20 protein-coding genes are annotated in these 18,774 nt (G+C 63.7%); 8 read left to right on the forward strand and 12 right to left on the reverse strand.

All coding sequences use genetic code 11. The annotated features are described in order from the left end of the window. Window positions 1–139: 139 nt before the first annotated feature. The 8 genes from sufA to AC07Y0_RS08785 all read right to left on the reverse strand — a co-directional run bounded on the left by sufA (window position 140) and on the right by AC07Y0_RS08785 (window position 7,357). Window positions 140–532, reverse strand: a complete 393-nt coding sequence (gene sufA / locus AC07Y0_RS08750; RefSeq protein WP_498676409.1) for a Fe-S cluster assembly scaffold SufA — start codon at window positions 530–532, stop codon at window positions 140–142. A gap of 76 nt (window positions 533–608) precedes the next feature. Then, the gene (locus AC07Y0_RS08755) at window positions 609–989 is read right to left on the reverse strand and encodes an SUF system Fe-S cluster assembly protein (RefSeq protein WP_028735065.1); all 381 of its coding nucleotides are present in this window, start codon (window positions 987–989) and stop codon (window positions 609–611) included. 10 nt (window positions 990–999) lie between these two features. Then, the gene (locus AC07Y0_RS08760; protein WP_498676412.1) at window positions 1,000–2,244 is read right to left on the reverse strand and encodes a cysteine desulfurase; all 1,245 of its coding nucleotides are present in this window, start codon (window positions 2,242–2,244) and stop codon (window positions 1,000–1,002) included. Further along, window positions 2,237–3,511: a Fe-S cluster assembly protein SufD gene (gene sufD / locus AC07Y0_RS08765; protein ID WP_498676414.1), complete on the reverse strand. Its 1,275-nt coding sequence runs from the start codon at window positions 3,509–3,511 to the stop codon at window positions 2,237–2,239. The genes AC07Y0_RS08760 and sufD overlap by 8 nt, the downstream gene beginning before the upstream one ends. 23 nt (window positions 3,512–3,534) lie before the next feature. Next, a complete protein-coding gene (sufC, locus tag AC07Y0_RS08770; protein ID WP_454745758.1) occupies window positions 3,535–4,290 on the reverse strand; it encodes a Fe-S cluster assembly ATPase SufC in 756 nt (251 codons plus the stop codon). 65 nt (window positions 4,291–4,355) lie between these two features. Further along, window positions 4,356–4,577, reverse strand: a complete 222-nt coding sequence (locus tag AC07Y0_RS08775) for a hypothetical protein (RefSeq protein ID WP_498676416.1) — start codon at window positions 4,575–4,577, stop codon at window positions 4,356–4,358. Next, window positions 4,577–6,046, reverse strand: coding sequence for a Fe-S cluster assembly protein SufB (sufB, locus tag AC07Y0_RS08780; protein ID WP_454745756.1), 1,470 nt, complete (start codon window positions 6,044–6,046; stop codon window positions 4,577–4,579). Before sufB ends, AC07Y0_RS08775 begins: the two co-directional genes overlap by 1 nt. Before the next feature lie 144 nt (window positions 6,047–6,190). Next, window positions 6,191–7,357, reverse strand: a complete 1,167-nt coding sequence (locus tag AC07Y0_RS08785; RefSeq protein WP_498676418.1) for a cysteine desulfurase family protein — start codon at window positions 7,355–7,357, stop codon at window positions 6,191–6,193. A 217-nt stretch (window positions 7,358–7,574) separates the two neighbouring features. On the opposite strand from AC07Y0_RS08785, the gene AC07Y0_RS08790 reads away from it, so the two are divergent. After that, window positions 7,575–8,252 (forward strand): alpha/beta hydrolase, encoded by a 678-nt coding sequence (locus AC07Y0_RS08790; RefSeq protein ID WP_028735059.1) that lies wholly within the window; start codon window positions 7,575–7,577, stop codon window positions 8,250–8,252. 174 nt (window positions 8,253–8,426) lie between these two features. After that, window positions 8,427–9,290 carry a patatin-like phospholipase family protein gene (locus AC07Y0_RS08795; protein WP_498676420.1) on the forward strand — a complete coding sequence of 288 codons (864 nt, stop codon included), beginning with the start codon at window positions 8,427–8,429 and terminating at the stop codon, window positions 9,288–9,290. Here the strand turns inward: AC07Y0_RS08795 and AC07Y0_RS08800 are convergent. Next, a complete protein-coding gene (locus tag AC07Y0_RS08800; RefSeq protein WP_498676421.1) occupies window positions 9,276–10,421 on the reverse strand; it encodes an anhydro-N-acetylmuramic acid kinase in 1,146 nt (381 codons plus the stop codon). The two genes, AC07Y0_RS08795 and AC07Y0_RS08800, sit on opposite strands and share 15 nt — an antisense overlap. A 128-nt stretch (window positions 10,422–10,549) precedes the next feature. On the opposite strand from AC07Y0_RS08800, the gene tyrS reads away from it, so the two are divergent. The 6 genes from tyrS to AC07Y0_RS08830 all read left to right on the forward strand — a co-directional run bounded on the left by tyrS (window position 10,550) and on the right by AC07Y0_RS08830 (window position 16,419). Continuing rightward, entirely contained in the window at window positions 10,550–11,806 is a 1,257-nt protein-coding gene (tyrS, locus tag AC07Y0_RS08805) for a tyrosine--tRNA ligase (protein ID WP_498676423.1), read from the forward strand. A 509-nt stretch (window positions 11,807–12,315) separates the two neighbouring features. After that, window positions 12,316–12,927, forward strand: coding sequence for a transglutaminase-like cysteine peptidase (locus AC07Y0_RS08810; RefSeq protein ID WP_498676425.1), 612 nt, complete (start codon window positions 12,316–12,318; stop codon window positions 12,925–12,927). Between the two features lie 239 nt (window positions 12,928–13,166). After that, the gene (locus tag AC07Y0_RS08815; protein WP_498676427.1) at window positions 13,167–13,958 is read left to right on the forward strand and encodes a hypothetical protein; all 792 of its coding nucleotides are present in this window, start codon (window positions 13,167–13,169) and stop codon (window positions 13,956–13,958) included. A 131-nt stretch (window positions 13,959–14,089) separates the two neighbouring features. After that, a complete protein-coding gene (locus AC07Y0_RS08820; RefSeq protein WP_498680204.1) occupies window positions 14,090–15,538 on the forward strand; it encodes an SPOR domain-containing protein in 1,449 nt (482 codons plus the stop codon). A 51-nt stretch (window positions 15,539–15,589) separates the two neighbouring features. Next, window positions 15,590–15,862, forward strand: coding sequence for a hypothetical protein (locus tag AC07Y0_RS08825; protein ID WP_498676429.1), 273 nt, complete (start codon window positions 15,590–15,592; stop codon window positions 15,860–15,862). 29 nt (window positions 15,863–15,891) lie between these two features. Next, window positions 15,892–16,419, forward strand: a complete 528-nt coding sequence (locus tag AC07Y0_RS08830; protein WP_498676430.1) for a gamma carbonic anhydrase family protein — start codon at window positions 15,892–15,894, stop codon at window positions 16,417–16,419. 45 nt (window positions 16,420–16,464) lie between these two features. Here AC07Y0_RS08830 and AC07Y0_RS08835 read toward each other — a convergent pair whose 3' ends face one another. From AC07Y0_RS08835 to AC07Y0_RS08845, 3 genes are read right to left on the reverse strand one after another with little or no spacing between them, the layout of a single operon-like run. Further along, window positions 16,465–16,860: a Fur family transcriptional regulator gene (locus AC07Y0_RS08835; RefSeq protein WP_498676433.1), complete on the reverse strand. Its 396-nt coding sequence runs from the start codon at window positions 16,858–16,860 to the stop codon at window positions 16,465–16,467. Between the two features lies 1 nt (window position 16,861). Beyond that, window positions 16,862–17,677 carry a zinc ABC transporter permease subunit ZnuB gene (gene znuB, locus AC07Y0_RS08840; RefSeq protein WP_498676434.1) on the reverse strand — a complete coding sequence of 272 codons (816 nt, stop codon included), beginning with the start codon at window positions 17,675–17,677 and terminating at the stop codon, window positions 16,862–16,864. Beyond that, window positions 17,670–18,734, reverse strand: a complete 1,065-nt coding sequence (locus AC07Y0_RS08845) for an ATP-binding cassette domain-containing protein (protein WP_498676436.1) — start codon at window positions 18,732–18,734, stop codon at window positions 17,670–17,672. The genes znuB and AC07Y0_RS08845 overlap by 8 nt, the downstream gene beginning before the upstream one ends. Window positions 18,735–18,774 lie beyond the last annotated feature (40 nt).

Below are 18,774 nucleotides of genomic sequence, written 5' to 3' on the forward strand. Positions count from 1 at the left end.
CAGGGCGCGGACATCACGTCCGCACATCACCGGCGCGGACGGTACAGAACATCGGTCGAAACGGGAATGGGCCAACGGACCGCAGGGCTCTGAAGTTCGGCGCCGTGGTTAATCGGGAGGCCGTCGGGCCGACGACGCGTCAACCGCTGACGGCTTCCTTGCCACGTTCCTTGGCCAGCAGCGCCAGGTCGGCGGCCTTCAGCTCGACCGATTCGCCACAGCCACAGGCCGAGGTCTGGTTCGGATTGGTGAAGGTGAAGCCCGATCGCAGCGTGGTCGTCTCGAAGTCCATTTGCGTGCCAAGCAGGTAGAGCACAGCCGAGGGCTCGACCCAGACGCTCGCGCCGTCGCGTTCGATCAGGTCGTCCCTGGGGTTCGGCTCGGTCACCAGGTCGATGGTATATTCCATCCCGGCGCAGCCGCCCTTCTTGATGCCGACGCGGATGCCCTTGGCGTCCGGTTCGGATTTTTCGACGATCGCGCGGACGCGGGCGGCTGCCGCATCCGTCATGGTCATCACCTGAAAGCCCATTTCGTTCTCCTGTCACGACCGGGTTCAAGGCCCGGCGCTTCGAGTCATGCAAATGTAGTGGCCGTCTTGCCTTCTATCAATACCAGCCGATGGCGACCTGGGCCTCTTCCGACATGCGGTCCGGCGTCCACGGCGGATCGAAGGTCATCTCGACCTCGACGCCGGAGACACCTTCCACGGCGCTGACGGCGTTCTCCACCCAGCCCGGCATCTCGCCGGCCACCGGGCAGCCGGGGGCCGTCAGCGTCATCATGATCTTGACCATGCGGTCGTCATCGATGTCGATCTTGTAGATCAGCCCGAGTTCGAAGATGTCGGCCGGGATTTCCGGGTCGTAGACCGTCTTCAGCGCGGCGATGATGTCGTCGCTGAGGCGTGCCACTTCGTCGGCCGGAATGGCGGTATGGACGATCCCTTCGCGGACGTCCGGCTTCTGTTCGCTTTCGTTGACGCTCATCGACGTTTCCTTACGCGAAGAAAGTGCGGGCATGGTCGAGCGCATCTGCAAGCGCATCGACTTCCGCACGGGTGTTGTAAAGACCGAAGGAGGCCCGGCAGGTCGAGGTGACCCCGAAACGGGCGAGCAACGGCTGGGCGCAATGGGTACCGGCACGCACGGCGACGCCGCGACGGTCGATCAGCATCGACACGTCATGGGCGTGGATGCCGCCGAGCTCGAACGAGAAGATCGCCCCCTTGCCCGGCGCATTGCCGATGATCCTCAGCGAATTGATCGCCGAGAGCCGTTCATGGGCATAGGCGCGCAGGCTCTCCTCGTGGGCGGCGATCGCCTCGCGGCCGAGGCCCTCGATATAGTCGAGCGCATAGCCAAGGCCGATCGCCTGGACGATCGGCGGCGTTCCGGCTTCAAACCGATGCGGCGGGTCGTTGTAGGTGACGGTGTCTTCCGTCACCTCGACGATCATCTCGCCGCCGCCCATGAAGGGCTGCATGACCTTCAAACGGTCCATCTTGCCATAGAGCACGCCGATGCCCGACGGGCCGTAGAGCTTGTGGCCGGTGATCGCATACCAGTCGCAATCCAGATCCTGGACATCGACCGGCATGTGGACCGCGCCCTGGGATCCGTCGACCATCACCGGAATGCCGCGTGCATGGGCGATGCGGCAGACGTCCTTGATCGGCACGACCGTGCCGAGCGCGTTCGACATATGCGTGATGGCGACGAGCTTGGTGCGCTCGGTCAGGCATTTCTCGAAGGCTTCGAGGTCGAAGGCGCCGTCGTCGGTGACCGGCGCCCAGACGAGCTTCGCTCCCTTGCGCTCGCGCAGGAAATGCCACGGCACGATGTTGGAATGGTGCTCCATGATCGACAGGACGATCTCGTCGCCTTCGCCGATATGGGTCATGCCCCAGCCATAGGCGACCGTGTTGATCGCCTCGGTCGAAGACTTGGTGAATACCAGTTCGTCGACCGAGCCGGCATTGAGGAAACGGCGCACCTTTTCGCGCGCGCCCTCATAGGCATCCGTCGCGGCATTCGACAGGAAGTGCAGGCCGCGGTGGACGTTGGCATATTCGTGGGAATAGGCGTGGCTGATGGCATCGATCACCTGTCGCGGCTTCTGCGCCGAGGCGGCGTTGTCGAGATAGACGAGCGGCTTGCCATAGACTTCGCGCGACAGGATCGGGAAGTCGCGGCGCACCGCCGCGACGTCATAACCGACCTGTGTGAGGAGGTGTTCAGCCATGATGATCCAGCCAGTCGGTGATGATCCCTTCCAGCGCCTCGACCAGCGCCTCGTCTTCCAGTTCCTCGACCACCTCCGCCACAAAGGCGTTGATGAGCAGGCCGCGTGCCTTCTTTTCCGGAATGCCGCGGGCCATCAAGTAGTAGAGGTGGTTGTGATCGATGTCGGTGACCGTTGCGCCATGGGCGCACTGTACGTCGTCGGCAAAAATCTCGAGTTCGGGCTTAACCGAAAACTCGCCGTCGTCCGACATCAGCAGCGTGTTGCAGGCCATGCGGGCGTCGGTCTTCTGGGCGTCGGGCGCGACCCGGATCATGCCCTGGAACACGCCCCTGGCGCGATCGAACACGACGCTGCGGACGATTTCCGTCGACGTGGTGTTCGGCACGTCATGACCGAGCGTCATGGTCACGTCGGTATGGGTCTCGCCACCGAGCAGATTGACGGCGCGAAGCTTGAAGTCCGAGCCTTCGCCTGCGGTGCGCAGGTGGACTTCCTGGCGCACCAGCTTGCCGCCGGCATTGACGACGAACAGGCGGAATTGCGCACGAGCGCCGAGTTCGACCTTGATCTGGCCGAGATGGGTGTCGTCCAGGCCTTCAGTCTGCAGGATGATCCAGGTGACGTCCGCGCCGTCGCCGATCTTGAGATCGGCGACGCTGGAGACGAGCGCCGCCCCTGCCCCATTCGACAGATGGCGCTCGATCACCACCGCGCGGCTGTCCCTGCCGAAGCGAGTGGGAAACCGGACGTGCACCGGACCGCTGGCGTGCACGCTCTGCAACTCGATCGGCGCTTCGATGCTGGCGCCGTCTTCGATGCGAAGCTCGATACCGTCGCGCACGAAGCTGCCGTTCAGCCGGCCGATCGTGTCATCGCCATCGCGAGCAAAAAGCCGGCCCGCGGCCGTACCGTCGGTCAGGCTGTCGCGATAGGCGGTTGCCTGGACGCCGTCGGGCATCGGGCCAAGATCGGCCCTGCCCTGCACGAGGGACAGCACCGTGGCGCCGCCAACGACCGGTTCCACCGCCGTGGCGGTTGCGGACAGGTCGAGGACTGGAAAGCCGCGCATCAGCGCCTTGAGGTCGGTATAGTGCCAGGCCTCGATGCGGCGGGTCGGCAGGCCGGCCCGCTTGAGTTCGTCGAACAGGCGGTCACGGGCGACCAGCACGTCGCCATCGCCCGGCAGCCCGCCGATCTGGCTCGTATACGCCTCGATCAGCTGGGTTTCGGCAACCGTCAGCCGGTTGGCAGCTTGCAATGTCATCGTCGGAACTCCTTCCCGGCCGTTCAGGCCGCTTCGCCGATGATGTCGGCATAGCCGTTGGCTTCGAGTTCGAGCGCCAGGCTCTTGTCGCCGGTCTTGATGATCTGGCCCTTGTAGAGGACGTGGACGGTATCCGGGACGATGTAGTCGAGCAGACGCTGGTAATGGGTGATGACGATCACGGCGCGATCCGGCGACTTCAGCGCGTTGACGCCGTCGGCGACGATCCTCAGCGCGTCGATGTCGAGGCCCGAATCGGTCTCGTCAAGCACGCAGAGCTTTGGCTCCAGCAGCGCCATCTGCAGGATCTCGGCGCGCTTCTTCTCGCCGCCGGAGAAGCCGACATTGAGAGGACGCTTCAGCATGTCCATGTTGATCTGCAGTTCGCCGGCCGCTTCCTTGACGCGGCGGATGAAGTCCGGCGTCGTCAGTTCGGCTTCGCCGCGGGCCTTGCGCTGCTCGTTCATCGCCACCTTGAGGAACTGCATGGTGGCGACGCCCGGGATTTCCACCGGGTACTGGAAGGCGAGGAAGATGCCCTTGGCGGCGCGCTCGGCGGCGTCGAGCTCCAGGATGCTCTCGCCGTTGTAAAGGATGTCGCCTTCGGTGACTTCATAGTCTTCGCGGCCGGACAGGATATAGGACAGCGTCGACTTGCCCGAGCCGTTCGGGCCCATGATGGCAGCCACTTCGCCGGCCTTGACCGTCAGGTTCAGGCCACGGATGATTTCGGTGCCGTCTTCGGCGATGCGGGCATGGAGGTTTCTGATTTCAAGCATGGTTCTCATCCAAATTCAAAAGTTGCTCTACGGAACGAGGGGGCGCCTTCGAGCGCCACTCCTGCTCATTCCACGATGTCTAGGCGCTTGCCGATGCGTTCGAGCTGAAGTTTGACCGAGGCGATGTCGCCGTCCTGCGCCGTTTCATGGGACATGAAAGCAGCCATGTGCTGTTTCATCGACCGCATTTCACTGCGAATCCCACGGATCTCTTCACCCATTCCCGCAATTTCGGCCCGCATGGCCCGCAAATGCTCCAAAATGAGACTCTCGACCTTTTCGTTCATCAGCCAACGCTCCCCTCCAGCGAGATGCCGATCAGCTTCTGCGCTTCGACGGCAAACTCCATCGGCAGTTCCTGGATGACCTCACGGACAAAGCCGTTGACGATCAGCGCGATCGCCGCTTCCTGCGGAATGCCGCGCTGCAGGCAGTAGAACAGCTGGTCCTCGGAGATCTTCGAGGTGGTCGCCTCGTGCTCGAACTGCGCCGTCGAGTTCTTCGCCTCGATATAGGGCACCGTATGCGCGCCGCACTTGTCACCAATCAGCAGGCTGTCGCACTGGGTGAAGTTGCGGGCATTCTCCGCCTTGCGGTGGGCCGAGACCTGGCCGCGATAGGTGTTGTTGGAGAAGCCGGCGGAAATGCCCTTGGAGATGATGCGGCTCGACGTGTTCTTGCCGAGATGGATCATCTTGGTGCCACTGTCGATCTGCTGGTGGCCGTTCGACACGGCGATCGAGTAGAACTCGCCGCGCGAGCCGTCGCCGCGCAGGATGCAGGACGGGTATTTCCAGGTGATCGCCGAACCGGTCTCGACCTGGGTCCAGGAAATCTTGGAGTTCTTGCCGCGGCAATCGCCCCGCTTGGTGACGAAGTTGTAGATGCCGCCCTTGCCTTCCTTGTCGCCCGGATACCAGTTCTGGACGGTGGAATACTTGATCTCGGCATCGTCCAGCGCCACCAGTTCGACCACGGCAGCGTGCAGCTGGTTTTCATCCCGCTGCGGCGCGGTGCAGCCTTCGAGATAGGAGACGTAGGCCCCTTCCTCGGCGATGATCAGCGTGCGCTCGAACTGGCCGGTGTTCTTCTCGTTGATACGGAAATAGGTCGACAATTCCATCGGGCAGCGAACGCCCTTGGGAACGAAGACGAAGGAACCGTCGGTGAAGACCGCGGTATTCAGCGTCGCATAATAGTTGTCAGTGACCGGCACGACCGAGCCGAGATATTTCTGCACCAGCTCGGGATGCTCGCGGATCGCCTCCGAGATCGACATGAAGATCACGCCGGCCTTCTTCAGCTCTTCCTTGAAGGTGGTGACGACCGAGACGCTGTCGAACACGGCGTCGACGGCGATCTTGGAGGTCTGCACGCCGGCCAGGATCTCCTGCTCGCGCAGCGGAATGCCGAGCTTTTCGTAGACCTTCAGCAGCTCGGGATCGACCTCGTCGATCGAGGTCGGGCCGGTCGTGCTCTTCGGCGCGGCATAATAATAGAGGTCGTTGAAGTCGATCTTCGGATAATTGACGCGCGCCCAGGTCGGCTCTTCCATGGTGAGCCAACGCTTGTAGGCGTCAAGCCGCCAGGCAAGCATCCATTCCGGTTCGTTCTTCTTTGCGGAAATGAAGCGGATGATGTCTTCCGACAGGCCCTTGGGAGCCTTGTCGACTTCGATCATCGTCTCGAAACCGTATTTGTACTGGTCCACATCGATCTGGCGAACCTGATCGATCGTTTCCTGCACAGCAGCCATTCGCGTTCTCCAATCTTGCCGGATCAAAGGCCGGCAGCTTGTCAACGTTTTGAGCGGAAACCCGCCCCTATGTAGTCGCCACAGGCGTGTTTTTCACCCTCGCGGCAAGGAGAAAATTGGTTTTTGACAATTTTTCCCGGTCTTTCATGCGGCCTCGCCGGAGATTTTCCGGCGCCCCGCGATCTTCGCAAATATCTCGACCGTGCGGTCGATCTCCCCTTCGGTCGTCGCCGCCCCGAGCGAGATGCGCAAGGCCCCCGTCTTGGCGTCCTGCCCCATGGCGGTCAGCACGTGGCTGGCGCCGAGTTTGCCGGACGAGCAGGCGGCCCCCGCAGAAAGCGCAACCCCCTCCAGATCGAAGGCGATCTGGCCGGTTTCCGCCTTCAGACCCGGCAGGGTGAAGAAACTCGTATTGGCGACGCGCGCGATCCCCTCGCCATGAATGACGAGATCGGGCGCCGCGCTCCGCATGCCTTGTTCCAATCGGTCGCGCAAGGCGCCGATTGCCGCATTTCTGGCCTCGAGCCCGGTTCGTGCCCAGGCGGCAACCGCGCCGAAGCCGGCAATCGCTGCGACATTCTCCGTCCCCGCCCGATGGCCCTTCTCCTGGCCGCCGCCGCGGATCAGCGGCGCGGGCATCAGGGTTTCGCCACGGGCGATCAGCGCGCCGGCCCCCTTCGGTCCTCCCAGCTTGTGGGCGGACAGAATGAGGAAGTCGGCACCGATGTCCGGCAGATCGAGCGGTATCCGCCCGGCCGCCTGCACCGCATCGACCAGCAGCAGGCCACCGTGTCTATGTACGATCTGAGCGGCCTCCCGAATCGGTTGGATGATGCCGGTCTCGTTGTTGACCGCCATCACCGCCACCAGCGGCAGCCCCGTCGAGGCGTCATGGGCGGAAAGAAGCCGTTCCAGCACCTCGAGATCTGTCAACCCGGCGGGGGTCACCGGAATTTCGCTGATCTGCCCGGGCGCGAATCGGCCGCCCTCGCGCACGGCCGGATGCTCGATGGCCGAAACATAGAGCCGACCGATCGGCAAGGGCGCCTTGCCCATCCGGTAGGACGGCGTCAGCACCAGGTTTGCCGCTTCGGTGGCGCCGGCCGTGAAGATGACATTGGCGGCCGCAGCACCGACGAGGGCTGCCACTTCGCGGCGGGCCGTCTCGATCACGGCCCTGGCGGCGCGGCCCTCGGCATGCACGGAATTGGGGTTGCCCGTCAGGGCGAGTGCGTCGATCGTGACGGAGCGCGCCGCCTCCATGAGGGGGGCGGTGGCATTCCAGTCGAGATAGATGCGCTCCTTGGCCATATCACGTCCGTGCCGCGCCCGCTGGCAACCAGCAAGCGCATTTTCCTTGAAATTTCCGTCGGGCTTGTCCTATGACACCTTCGACCTTGGATGGACAGCCAATCCAGTTTCGAACAATTCTAAACTGGGTTTTATGAAAGTTGAGTGACTTCGTCAAGTCAGCTGACAGGAAATGCTTGTCCAGGAACCACAGAAATTTGCACGGACCGGAGACCCAATGCCCGAAGTGATTTTCAACGGCCCGGCGGGCCGCCTCGAAGGACGGTACCAGCCGTCCAAGGAGAAAAGCGCGCCGATCGCGATCATCCTGCATCCGCATCCGCAGTTCGGCGGCACGATGAACAACCAGATCGTCTACCAGCTCTTCTACATGTTCCAGAAGCGCGGCTTCACGACGCTGCGCTTCAACTTCCGCGGCATCGGCCGCAGCCAGGGCGAATTCGACCATGGCGCGGGCGAGCTGTCGGATGCGGCTTCCGCGCTCGACTGGGTGCAGAGCCTGCATCCCGATTCGAAGAGCTGCTGGGTCGCCGGCTACAATTTCGGCGCCTGGATCGGCATGCAGCTTCTGATGCGCCGGCCGGAGATCGAGGGCTTCATCTCGATCGCGCCGCAACCCAACACCTATGACTTCTCCTTCCTCGCCCCCTGCCCGTCGTCCGGCCTGATCATCCATGGCGACGCCGACAAGGTCGCGCCGGAAAAGGACGTCCAGGGCCTGGTCGACAAACTGAAGACGCAGAAGGGCATCCTGATCACCCAGAAGACGTTGCCCGGCGCCAACCACTTCTTCTCCGGCCAGACGGAAACGCTGATGGCCGAATGCGAGGACTATCTCGACCGTCGCCTCGAAGGCGAACTGGTACCGGAACCGGCCGCCAAGCGCATCCGCTGAGCCTCGGTCATGCAATTATAGAGAACGCCGGTCGAAAGGCCGGCGTTTTTTATTGCGCGGATTTGCCTGTGGAGGAGCGGATCGGCACAACCGGCGTTGACAAAACACGGCAAGATTGTTCTGACTTGAACAATAGCCACGAGACATTTCAACCCGACGTTAGATCCACCCGAGATGCCTGACGCCCTTTCCTTCGATGCGATCGGCTTTGCCGGCGGCGGAAACCGCTGCTACTGGCAGAGCGGCTTCCATCTGGCGCTGAACCTGCGCTATCCGCAGCGACCATCCTACTATGTAGCGGTGTCCGCTGGCGCCTATCACTGCGCCATGAGCCTGGCCGGCGTCGGCGAGCGGGTGCGCCATGCCGCCTTCACCTTCGCCGAACGCAATATCCCGGATCTCGACTGGGCGGCATTGAAGGAGCGCCGGTCGCCGCTGGTCGTCGGCGGCCTGTTCCGGCAGTTTCTCGCCGAACAGTTCGGCGAGACCGAGCTTGCGGCGCTCAAGGCCGCACCGCCGATGTGGATCCAGCTCGCGCGACCGCCGGAATGGATGCCGGGCGGGCTTGCCGCCCTCGGTTCGATCGCTGCCTACCAGATCGAGAAACGCCTGACCGGCGGCGCCCATTCCAAGGCGGGCCGCTATCTCGGGCTGAAACCTGTGTGGATTTCGACGCATGAGCTTTCGTCCGCGGCCGATCTGGTCGACGCCATGATGGCCACCTCATCGGTGCCGCCCTTCATGCCGGTCGGCCGCATCGCCGAGCGCGACCATCTCGACGGCGGGCTGGTCGACAATCCGCCGACGATCCGGCTTTCCGAGACCGAGGCGGCCGGCGGCCGGACGCTGCTTCTGACCACGCGCTATGGCCGGCAGCCGCCAGCCTCGCCCAACCGGGTCGTCGTCGGCCCGAGCGAGGACATCCGCGTCAACAAGTTCACGGTTTCGGATGCCGCAGGCCTCAGGCATGCCTTCGAAGTGGGCCTGAGGGATGGCGCCGCCTTCGCCAGGACCATGCCGAAACTATTCGGCCGCTGACGGCGACGGCACGATGGCGCGGGCCAGCAAGCCGCCCGTCACCGCCGCCTTCACCCCCGTCGTCCCGGGGAAGGTCAGCGGCAGTCGCTTCAGCGAGCGCACCGCGAGATAGGCCCAGGCCTCGGCTTCCGTCGCGTCGCCGTCGAAACCGGCCTCTTCCGCCGTCAGGACGGTTGCGCCGCTGCGGGCGGCGATCTCCTTCAGGTCGGCCATGATGATGCGGTTGAGCCGCCCGCCACCGCTGATGATGTAGGTCTGCGGCGGATGGGGCAGATGGCCGGCCGAGCGCAGGATGGCGGCGGCCGTCACATAGGCGAGCGTACGTGCGCCGTCGTGCAGCCCGGCTTCGTCCGGTTCCGGCGGGCGAAAATCGTTGCGATCGAGCGAGCGGCGCTGGTCGGTGGTGAAGAAGGGGTGGTCGAGATAACGTTCGGCGAGCGGCATGAGCACCGAGCCTTCCGATGCGATCATGCCGCCCTGGTCGAAGGGCACGCCGGCATTGACCTCCACCCACTGGTCGATCAGCGTATTGCCCGGCCCGCTGTCGAAGGCGAGGATCTCGCCCTCGGGGCCGACATAGGTGAGGTTGGAAATGCCGCCGATGTTGACGAAGCAGACCGGGCGGTCGGCCTTCGTCAGGGAGGCGGCGAGCGCCGCGTGATAGGCGGGCACGAGCGGGGCGCCCTGCCCGCCATGGGCCATGTCGTTGGCCCGCATGTCATAGACCACGTCGATGCCGGTTTCCCGGGCGAGCAGAGCGCCGTCGCCGATCTGCACGGTCAGCGCCTGGTCCGGACGATGCAGGACTGTCTGGCCATGGAAGCCGATCACGGCGATCTCGCCCGCCGAAAGGCCGTTGGTTTCCAGGAAGGTCTTGACCGCCGCCGCGTGACGCAGCGTCAGCTCCCGTTCCAGTTCGGCGAGGGAACCGGGGCGCGCCGAGCGCACAGTCATCGGCCTTGCGTCTTCCAGTCCCTGTTTCAACCGATCCCGAAAGGCCGGATCATAGGGCACGGCGAGAAATGGCCCTCGCTCGACGACGCCTTCGCCGTCCGTCGTCAGGATGGCGACGTCGATTCCGTCCATCGAGGTACCGCTCATCAGTCCGATCGCCCGCATCCTGTCGCCCAAAGCCGTTCTCCGCCGATTCGAATGAATGCCATCAGCGCTATTCATGGCTGAAACGGGTGCACAATTCAAAAAACAATGCTAAAGCGCCGGCGATTTCCCGTCTTCCATATCCAGAAAGCCTGAAGGTCATGACGAAGTTCAAGTCCGATTTCCTCCGCACCATGCAAGAGCGCTGCTTCATTCATCAGATATCCGATGAAAGCGGCCTCGACGACCTGCTCGCCAAGGAATGCGTGACGGCCTATATCGGCTTCGACCCGACAGCGCCCAGCCTGCACGCCGGCTCGCTCATCCAGATCATGATGCTGCACTGGTTCCAGGCGACCGGCCACCGCCCGATCTCGCTGATGGGCGGCGGCACCGGCATGGTCGGTGATCCTTCCTTCAAGGAAGAGGCGCGCCAGCTGATGACCGTTGACACGATCGAGAGCAACATCGCCTCGATCAAGCGCGTCTTCGCCAACTATCTCGACTACGGCAAGGGGCCGAAGGACGGCGCCCTGATGATCAATAATGCCGAATGGCTGCGTTCGCTCAACTACCTCGAATTCCTGCGCGACGTCGGCCGGCACTTCTCGGTCAACCGCATGCTGTCCTTCGACAGCGTGAAGACCCGCCTCGACCGCGAGCAGTCGCTGTCCTTCCTCGAATTCAACTACATGATCCTGCAGGCCTACGACTTCGTCGAGCTCGCCAAGCGCTACGACTGCCGGCTGCAGATGGGCGGCTCCGACCAGTGGGGCAATATCATCAACGGCATCGATCTCGGCCACCGCATGGGCACGCAGCAGCTCTATGCCCTGACTTCGCCGCTTCTCACCACCTCGTCGGGTGCCAAGATGGGCAAGTCGGCGACCGGTGCGGTGTGGCTGAACTCGGAAATGCTGTCGGCCTACGACTTCTGGCAGTACTGGCGCAATACCGAGGATGCCGACGTACCGCGCTTCCTCAAGCTCTACACGACGCTGCCGATGGACGAGATCGGCCGACTGGCCACCCTTGGCGGCTCAGAGATCAACGAGGTGAAGAAGATCCTGGCGACCGAGGTCACCGCCATCCTGCACGGCCGCGACGCCGCCGAGCAGGCGGCCGAGACCGCCCGAAAGACCTTCGAGGAAGGCGGACTTTCGGACAACCTGCCGTCGGTCGAGGTTCCGGCCGCCGACCTCGAGGCCGGAATCGGCCTTCTGTCGTTGATCGTGCGCGCCGGCCTTGCCGCCTCGAACGGCGAAGCCCGCCGTCATGTGCAGGGGGGCGCCGTGAAGATCAACGATGCCGCCGTCAGCGACGAACGCCTTTCGATCGGCTCGGCACAGTTGACCGGAGACGGCGTCATCAAGCTGTCGCTCGGCAAGAAGAAGCACATCCTGGTGCGCGCCATCTGACACGACATGCGCCGGGCGCCATCGCGCCCGGCCTTCGCCCCTGGACCAACCGGGGGCCGCGCCGTGCAGGCCACTACCGCCGCCGACAAATAATCGTCCTCCCGAAAAAAATCTTTGCAGCCTTCCCGGTCCATCGCCCGCTGCCGTCGTGGTTTCGCCGCCCGACCAAGCCCTATCCGCGCCGATCACCGCCGGCGTGTGCGTTATCGCCGCCCGGAAACGTCCCTGACAGATCACGTCGTGAAATCCTCGGCGGTTGGACGATTTGTCTTTCTCCTCAAACCATTAGCAGGAGAACAGCGGCCGCGCCCGGCAGGAAATACGCGCCGATCCGGTAAAATTCGAGACAAATTTTCATCAAAACATATTCAAATACAGTTTGAATTTTATACTTGTTTTATTCTCGTTTATCGTTGCTTTGATTAGATTTAGCCTCTGTTTTTACTTCGCTATTTTGCGAGAGATCAAAACATCCATGCCATTGTCTCCTCAACACGGGGAGACGACCAATGACAACAAAAAGAACTCTGGCTATTGGACTCTTGGCCATCGCAATGACCGGCGCGCTTGCGTTTCCGGCGATGGCATTGCCGGCAAACATGCGGGTGGTCGGCAAGGCAAATCCGCCGATCGGCCACTATGAATTCTGCAAGACCTATGGCGGCGAATGCGTTGCCGCTACCGCCGACGGCGGTCCGGCACTGCTCACCGAGACGAGCTGGAAGGACCTGCTCGACGTCAACTATACGGTCAACAGCTCGATCACCCCGCTGACGGACCAGGACATCTACGGCGTCGAAGAGCGCTGGGCTTATCCGCGGACGGTCGGCGACTGCGAAGACTTCGCCCTGCTCAAGCGCAAGATGCTGATCGACCGCGGCTTTGCGCCATCCGATCTCCTGCTCACCGTCGTCCTGCAGCCGAACGGCGAAGGACATGCCGTGCTGACGGTGCGCACCGATCATGGCGACTTCATCCTCGACAACATGCGCAACAAGGTCATGCTGTGGTCCGAGACCGAATATACCTACCTCAAGCGCCAGTCGTCCGACGATCCGGGACGCTGGGTCAAGCTGCAGGACGGCCGCGCGACCGCCGTCGGTAGCGTCAATTCGAACTGATCGGCCGCCGCGTTCGCGCGGCACCTGCTGAGCCCCTGGCCCGGTCCGTCCCCCGCATACCCCCGTCCCCGACCGGAGCCAATGAGCCGGTCCCGCTCAACCGGGATCGGCTCTTTCTTTTTGTCCGCCCCTCCAGCCGCCTCCGGCGCAACACCGGGAAAGCTTAACGCGGCCTTAACCATAATCGCCGACTTTTGGGGCCACTAGCCGGCGAGATTCGCTGCCCGGGGGTCGGAACCATGCACAGCACAGAAACGGTGACGGATCAGGCGAGCCAGACGCCCCTCATCTCCAATCGTTTCATCGCCATCCTGACGGCAGCCGTCACGATCCTGGCGCTGCTCTCCGTCGGCATCAGCCTGTTCGGACACACCTTCGGCGAGCGGTGGGCGCTGGCCGGCCATAGCGACAGCATTGAACCCGTCGAGATATCCATCGGTCTCGACCATCTGCGGCTCACCGCCAATACGATCCGCTTCGAGGAACAGCGCAAGGGCGGCCCTTCCGAACGCGTCGACCTCTACCTGCTGTGGCCGGAAATGACCGGCTACAGCCGCGACAACCGCCGCCGCTTCGATGATCCGGCACGGGCCAATTCGCTGATCTTCCTGCAACTCTCCCAAAGCACCATGTCGCGCGACATGTCGGGACGCGTGGAGCCGATCTACACCCACCTGTTTGACGGCACTGAACAGGACGGCCCCTTCGGACTTTCGCTGCACCGTTTCCGGGCCGGCACGGGCTATGACGACGAAGTGCTGCTGACGGCGGCGCGGCCGGGCAAGCCGGATTATGCGGTCCGTTGCCTGCTCCCCGCACCCGGCTCAGCGCCCAGCGGCGGCGACTGCCAGCGCGACATTCACGTCGGACGGGACCTCACCGTTCTCTATCGCTTTTCGAGCGAGTTGCTCTCGGACTGGCCGCAGATCGACAGCGCCATCGAAGCCTATGTTCGCGACCGCCTCGTCACCGGACCGGTGCCGACGAAAGTTCAAAAGCGCGCAAATCCGGCAACGAATGATTCATTATAAACCTCTTGGTAAGGCTGTTTCCGTACTGTCGCTTCGAGTGGTCGCGTGGGGGTGCGCCCGATCCGAAATTACAGCATGTGAAGAGTCTTGCGGTGAAAAACACATTCCGACGCCTTAACCTCGCTTCCCAGATGCGCAAGCTTGCCGTTGCCGCTTTGGTGCTCGTGGCCGCTTTGGGGACGAACGTTTCGACGGCCGCGGCCAAGCCGACCTATGGTGGCATCGTCGTCGATGCGCGGACCGGCAAGGTCCTCTACAGCGAGAACGCGGACAGCCTGCGCTATCCGGCATCGCTCACCAAGATGATGACGCTGTATCTGACCTTCGAAGCGCTGGAAGCCGGTCGCATCAGCCTGAACAGCAAGGTTCCGGTGTCGGCCAATGCCGCAGCCGAACCGCCGTCGAAGCTCGGCGTCGGCGCCGGCCGCTCGGTTACCGTCGAACAGGCCATCCTCGCCCTCGTCACCCGCTCTGCCAACGACATCGCCACCGCGCTCGGCGAATATATCGGCGGCTCGGAAGCGCGGTTCGCGCAGATGATGACGGCCAAGGCCCGCAGCCTCGGCATGACCAAGACCACCTACCGCAATGCCCATGGCCTGCCGAACACCGCGCAGATGACCACTGCGCGCGACCAGGCCCGCCTCGGCATCGCCCTTCGCCAGCATTTCCCGCAGTATTACGGCTATTTCTCCACCCGCAGCTTCAAGTTCGGCAAGCAGGTGATCGGCAATCACAACCGTCTGCTGGGCGCCGTGCGCGGTGTCGACGGCATCAAGACCGGTTTCACCCGGGCTGCCGGTTTCAACCTCGTCACCTCCGCCCAGGCCGACGGCCGCTCGATCGTCGGCGTCGTCATGGGCGCGCCGTCGGGCGCCAATCGCAACGCCCGCATGACCAAGCTCGTGCAGGCCTATCTGCCGAAGGCTTCCCGTTCCGGCGGCGGCGGCGACCTGATCGCCAAGATGAACACCTCGTATGCACCGGTCGCTGCCGTCGAAAGCGTGGAAGAAGCCCCGGAAGTGGCGCTCGGTTCGCCGTCCCTGCCCTCGACTGGTCCGCTGCCGGAAACCCGTTACGAACCGGCGGCCGTCGCTTCGGCCTATGCAGCACCTGCCAATGACAACGCCGCGACCGCAGCGCTCGAAACCACGGCCCGCGGTGCGGCACCCCGTCCGCTCGGCGCCGGCATGCCGGTGCCGCAGCCGGCGCCTGCCTACATGCCCGACAGCCAGTCCTCTGTTGCCCCGGCTGAAGAACCTGCCGCAGTCCAGCAGGCCAAGGCAGCCCCCGTCGAAATCGACGAAACCACGACGGCCTCGACCCAGCCCTCCTCGGGATGGGTGATCCAGATCGGCACGTCGCCGAGCCGTGATCAGGCCATGACCCTTCTGCGCAATGCGCAGGATAAGGGCGGAAAGGTATTGCGTTCCGCCACCCCCTTCGCGGTGGCCTACAACACAGGCTCCGCTCAACTCTACCGCGCACGCTTCGGCGGCTTCGACGACCAGAAGACGGCCGTCAATGCGTGCAAGGCGTTGAAGAAGAAAGGCATCGGCTGCTGGGCCGCCGCCCAGTAACCGCCGGTTCCACCCACCTCGATTTTTTGTATCGCGTACGAGGTAATGAAGATGGCATCGAACGAGAATCACGTCGAATTCGCCCCGATCCAGGACAATAGCGGCAAGGACGGCCGCTACGGTCTGCACCCCCTGCACGAGGCGGCCTTCCGCATCGCCGACCTGGGACTGAGCCGCAAACGCGGCTCGCGTACCAAGGACCTGATCGGCCTGCTGCTGTGTCACGGCGCGCGCGCCTGGCGCTATTCGCAGCCGGAGGCGCATATCCACCTCCACGTCTCTTCCCATGGCGGCCGGTTCCCGATCGTCCTTCGCCTGCGCTGAACGCCGTCCATCCGATCCGAGGAAACCCCATGCCGCTCTATTCCCTTGGTAATCTGACGCCGAAGCTTCCCGCCGAAGACCGCTATTGGGTCGCTCCGGACGCGCACGTGATCGGCCAGGTCGAACTCGGAGAGGATGTCGGCATCTGGTTCGGCGCGGTGCTGCGCGGCGACAACGAGCCGATCGTCATCGGTGAACGGACCAATATCCAGGAAGGCGTGATGATCCACACCGATCCGCGCTTTCCCGTGACGATCGGTGCAGGCTGCACCATCGGCCATCATGCCATTGTCCATGGCTGCACGATCGGCGACAATTCGCTGATCGGCATGGGCGCGACGATCCTCAACGGCGCGAAGATCGGCAAGAACTGCCTGGTCGGCGCCAATGCGCTGATCACCGAGGGCAAGGAATTTCCCGACAATTCGCTGATCGTCGGCTCACCGGCCCGCGTCGTGCGCAGCCTCGACGAGACGGCCGCGGCCGGGCTCGGGCTTTCGGCCGAGAGCTATGTGCGCAACTGGCAGCGCTTCGCCCGCGATCTGAAGAAGATCTGAGGACGGCGGCAGGTCCGCGTTCCCCTCGTCGCATCCTAGGCAGGCTCAAGCGCAGTTGGCGCAAAGCCCACGGATCTCGATCGTCGTCTTTTCTGCCTTGAAGTGCTTGCCCTTTGCCCAGTCGGCCAGACGATGGTCGATCGTGTGGTCGTGGAACTCGGCCACTTGCCCGCAATTGTTGCAGATGGCGAAGGCGACGGTGCCGTGCGAGCAGCAATCGTTCTGCGGATGGGCGCAGGCGACAAAGGCGTTGATGCTCTCCAGACGATGCACCAGGCCGAACTCGACGAGCTTGTCGAGCGCACGGTACACCTGCAGCGGCGCGCGAAAACCCTTGTCGCGCAGATGGTCGAGAATGCCATAGGCCGACAGCGGCGCCTGCGATGCCGACAGCGCATCGAAGACCAGGGCCTGGTTCTTCGTCAATGGCGGTTGGATCATCTCATCCTCGCGACGTGGTTTCGTCCCGCCGGAAGCGCGGCGCCGGCAGGAGGCTGAACAGGAACAGGATCAGCGCCGCCACGACGATCGACGGGCCGGACGGCGTGTCATAGGTCAGCGAGCCGAACAGGCCGAGCACCACGGCGACCGCGCCGATCAGCGAGGCGACGATCGCCATGACTTCCGGCGTCGCGGAAAAGCGGCGCGCTGCGGCGGCCGGAATGATCAGCAGCGAGGTGATCAGCATGATGCCGACGATCTTCATGGCAATGGCAATCACCAGCGCCATCAGCAGCATGAAGGCAAGGCGCGCGCGTTCGGGATGCAGGCCTTCGGCTTCCGCCAGTTCCGCATTGACGGTCGCGGCCAGCAGCGGCCGCCACAGCCAGGCGATCAGGGCCAGCACCACCGCGCCGCCACCCCAGATGACGGCGATGTCGGTCGTGGTGACGGCGAGGATGTCGCCGAACAGGAAAGCGATCAGGTCGATGCGCACCCAGGACATGAAGGCGACGAGCACGAGGCCGATCGCCAGCGTCGAATGGCTGAGGATGCCGAGCAGCGCATCGGCGGACAGCGCCTGACGTTTCTGCAGGACCAGCAGCAGCAGGGAAACGACGGCGGCGACGACGAAGACGCTGACCATCAGGTTGAGCGAGAACAGCAGGGACAGCGCAACGCCGAGCAGCGCCGAATGCGCCATGGTGTCGCCGAAATAGGCCATGCGGCGCCAGATGACGAAGCAGCCGAGCGGACCGGTGGTCAGCGCGAGCCCGACACCGGCGAGGATGGCGCGCAGGAAGAAATCGTCAAACATCACGCGCCTCCTTGGTCGGTGCCGCAACCGGGGTCACAAGCCCTGCAGCCGCATGAGGACCATGGTCCGCATGGTGATGTCCGTGGTCGTCATCTGCAGCGTGGACATGAGCGTGCCCGTGGTCCGTGTGCCCATGACCTTCGTGGCCGTGGGTGTGATCATTTGCATGGTCGTGACCGGCATGCCCGCCAGTGGCAGGGCCATGGTCGTGGGCATGGTCGTGACCGGGCTCCCCCTGGTGTCCGTGGTCGTGGTGGTGCCCGTCATCGGGATGGCAGTGATCGGTGATCGTGCCGTCGACATGGCGCACGCGGCCGTCCGGCAGGTGCGTATGGTCGTGGTCGTGGCTGTAGACGGCAAGCGTGCGGCCGGCCGTGGCGCCGAAGAGCCGCATATATTCCGGGCTGCGGCTGACGGCGGCCGGCGTGCCGCGGCAGCAGACATGGCCGTTGAGGCAGATCACCGTGTCGGTCTCGGCCATGACCACATGCAGGTCGTGGGAGATCAGCAGGATGCCGCAGCCGGTGGTGTTGCGGATCGAGGTGATGAGATCGTAGAGCGCGATCTCGCCGGTGAAATCGACGCCCTGCACGGGTTCGTCGAGCACCAGCAGGTCCGGCTTGCGGGCGATGGCACGGGCCAAAAGCGCGCGCTGGAATTCGCCGCCGGACAGATGCTGCACCTCAGCGCCGGCGAGATGGCCGATGCCGACCGCTTCGAGTGTAGTGGCGATCTCCTTGTCGGTCAGCCGCACGGTGAGTGTCATCAGGCGCTTGACGGTCAGCGGCATGGTCCAGTCGACCGCCAGCTTCTGCGGCACGTAGCCGACGCGAAAACCGGGCGTGCGCTCCACCCTGCCCTCGTCCGGATTGAGCACGCCGATCGCCATCTTGGCGCTGGTCGACTTGCCGGAACCGTTCGGCCCGATCAGGGTGACGATCTCGCCGCGGCGCACGGAGAAGTCGACGCCGCGCACCAGCCAGCGGCCGTTGCGCCGGATCCCGGCATTGGAAAGCGTGACGAGCGGCTGTTCAGTCATCGATATCATTGCGGTCATGTCCGACCCGGAAATTTGCTGTTGCATGATCCTATGGCAC

The organism is Allorhizobium sp. GW101-3B10 (assembly GCF_059424725.1).

Bases quoted from the DNA above. Each gene is read 5' to 3' on its own strand.
- sufA (WP_498676409.1), bottom strand. From the start codon at position 532: ATGGGCTTTCAGGTGATGACCATGACGGATGCGGCAGCCGCCCGCGTC.
- AC07Y0_RS08755 (WP_028735065.1), bottom strand. From the start codon at position 989: ATGAGCGTCAACGAAAGCGAACAGAAGCCGGACGTCCGCGAAGGGATC.
- AC07Y0_RS08760 (WP_498676412.1), bottom strand. From the start codon at position 2,244: ATGGCTGAACACCTCCTCACACAGGTCGGTTATGACGTCGCGGCGGTG.
- sufD (WP_498676414.1), bottom strand. From the start codon at position 3,511: ATGACATTGCAAGCTGCCAACCGGCTGACGGTTGCCGAAACCCAGCTG.
- sufC (WP_454745758.1), bottom strand. From the start codon at position 4,290: ATGCTTGAAATCAGAAACCTCCATGCCCGCATCGCCGAAGACGGCACC.
- AC07Y0_RS08775 (WP_498676416.1), bottom strand. From the start codon at position 4,577: ATGAACGAAAAGGTCGAGAGTCTCATTTTGGAGCATTTGCGGGCCATG.
- sufB (WP_454745756.1), bottom strand. From the start codon at position 6,046: ATGGCTGCTGTGCAGGAAACGATCGATCAGGTTCGCCAGATCGATGTG.
- AC07Y0_RS08785 (WP_498676418.1), bottom strand. From the start codon at position 7,357: ATGGCCAAGGAGCGCATCTATCTCGACTGGAATGCCACCGCCCCCCTC.
- AC07Y0_RS08790 (WP_028735059.1), top strand. From the start codon at position 7,575: ATGCCCGAAGTGATTTTCAACGGCCCGGCGGGCCGCCTCGAAGGACGG.
- AC07Y0_RS08795 (WP_498676420.1), top strand. From the start codon at position 8,427: ATGCCTGACGCCCTTTCCTTCGATGCGATCGGCTTTGCCGGCGGCGGA.
- tyrS (WP_498676423.1), top strand. From the start codon at position 10,550: ATGACGAAGTTCAAGTCCGATTTCCTCCGCACCATGCAAGAGCGCTGC.
- AC07Y0_RS08810 (WP_498676425.1), top strand. From the start codon at position 12,316: ATGACAACAAAAAGAACTCTGGCTATTGGACTCTTGGCCATCGCAATG.
- AC07Y0_RS08815 (WP_498676427.1), top strand. From the start codon at position 13,167: ATGCACAGCACAGAAACGGTGACGGATCAGGCGAGCCAGACGCCCCTC.
- AC07Y0_RS08820 (WP_498680204.1), top strand. From the start codon at position 14,090: ATGCGCAAGCTTGCCGTTGCCGCTTTGGTGCTCGTGGCCGCTTTGGGG.
- AC07Y0_RS08825 (WP_498676429.1), top strand. From the start codon at position 15,590: ATGGCATCGAACGAGAATCACGTCGAATTCGCCCCGATCCAGGACAAT.
- AC07Y0_RS08830 (WP_498676430.1), top strand. From the start codon at position 15,892: ATGCCGCTCTATTCCCTTGGTAATCTGACGCCGAAGCTTCCCGCCGAA.
- AC07Y0_RS08835 (WP_498676433.1), bottom strand. From the start codon at position 16,860: ATGATCCAACCGCCATTGACGAAGAACCAGGCCCTGGTCTTCGATGCG.
- znuB (WP_498676434.1), bottom strand. From the start codon at position 17,677: ATGTTTGACGATTTCTTCCTGCGCGCCATCCTCGCCGGTGTCGGGCTC.
- AC07Y0_RS08845 (WP_498676436.1), bottom strand. From the start codon at position 18,734: ATGACCGCAATGATATCGATGACTGAACAGCCGCTCGTCACGCTTTCC.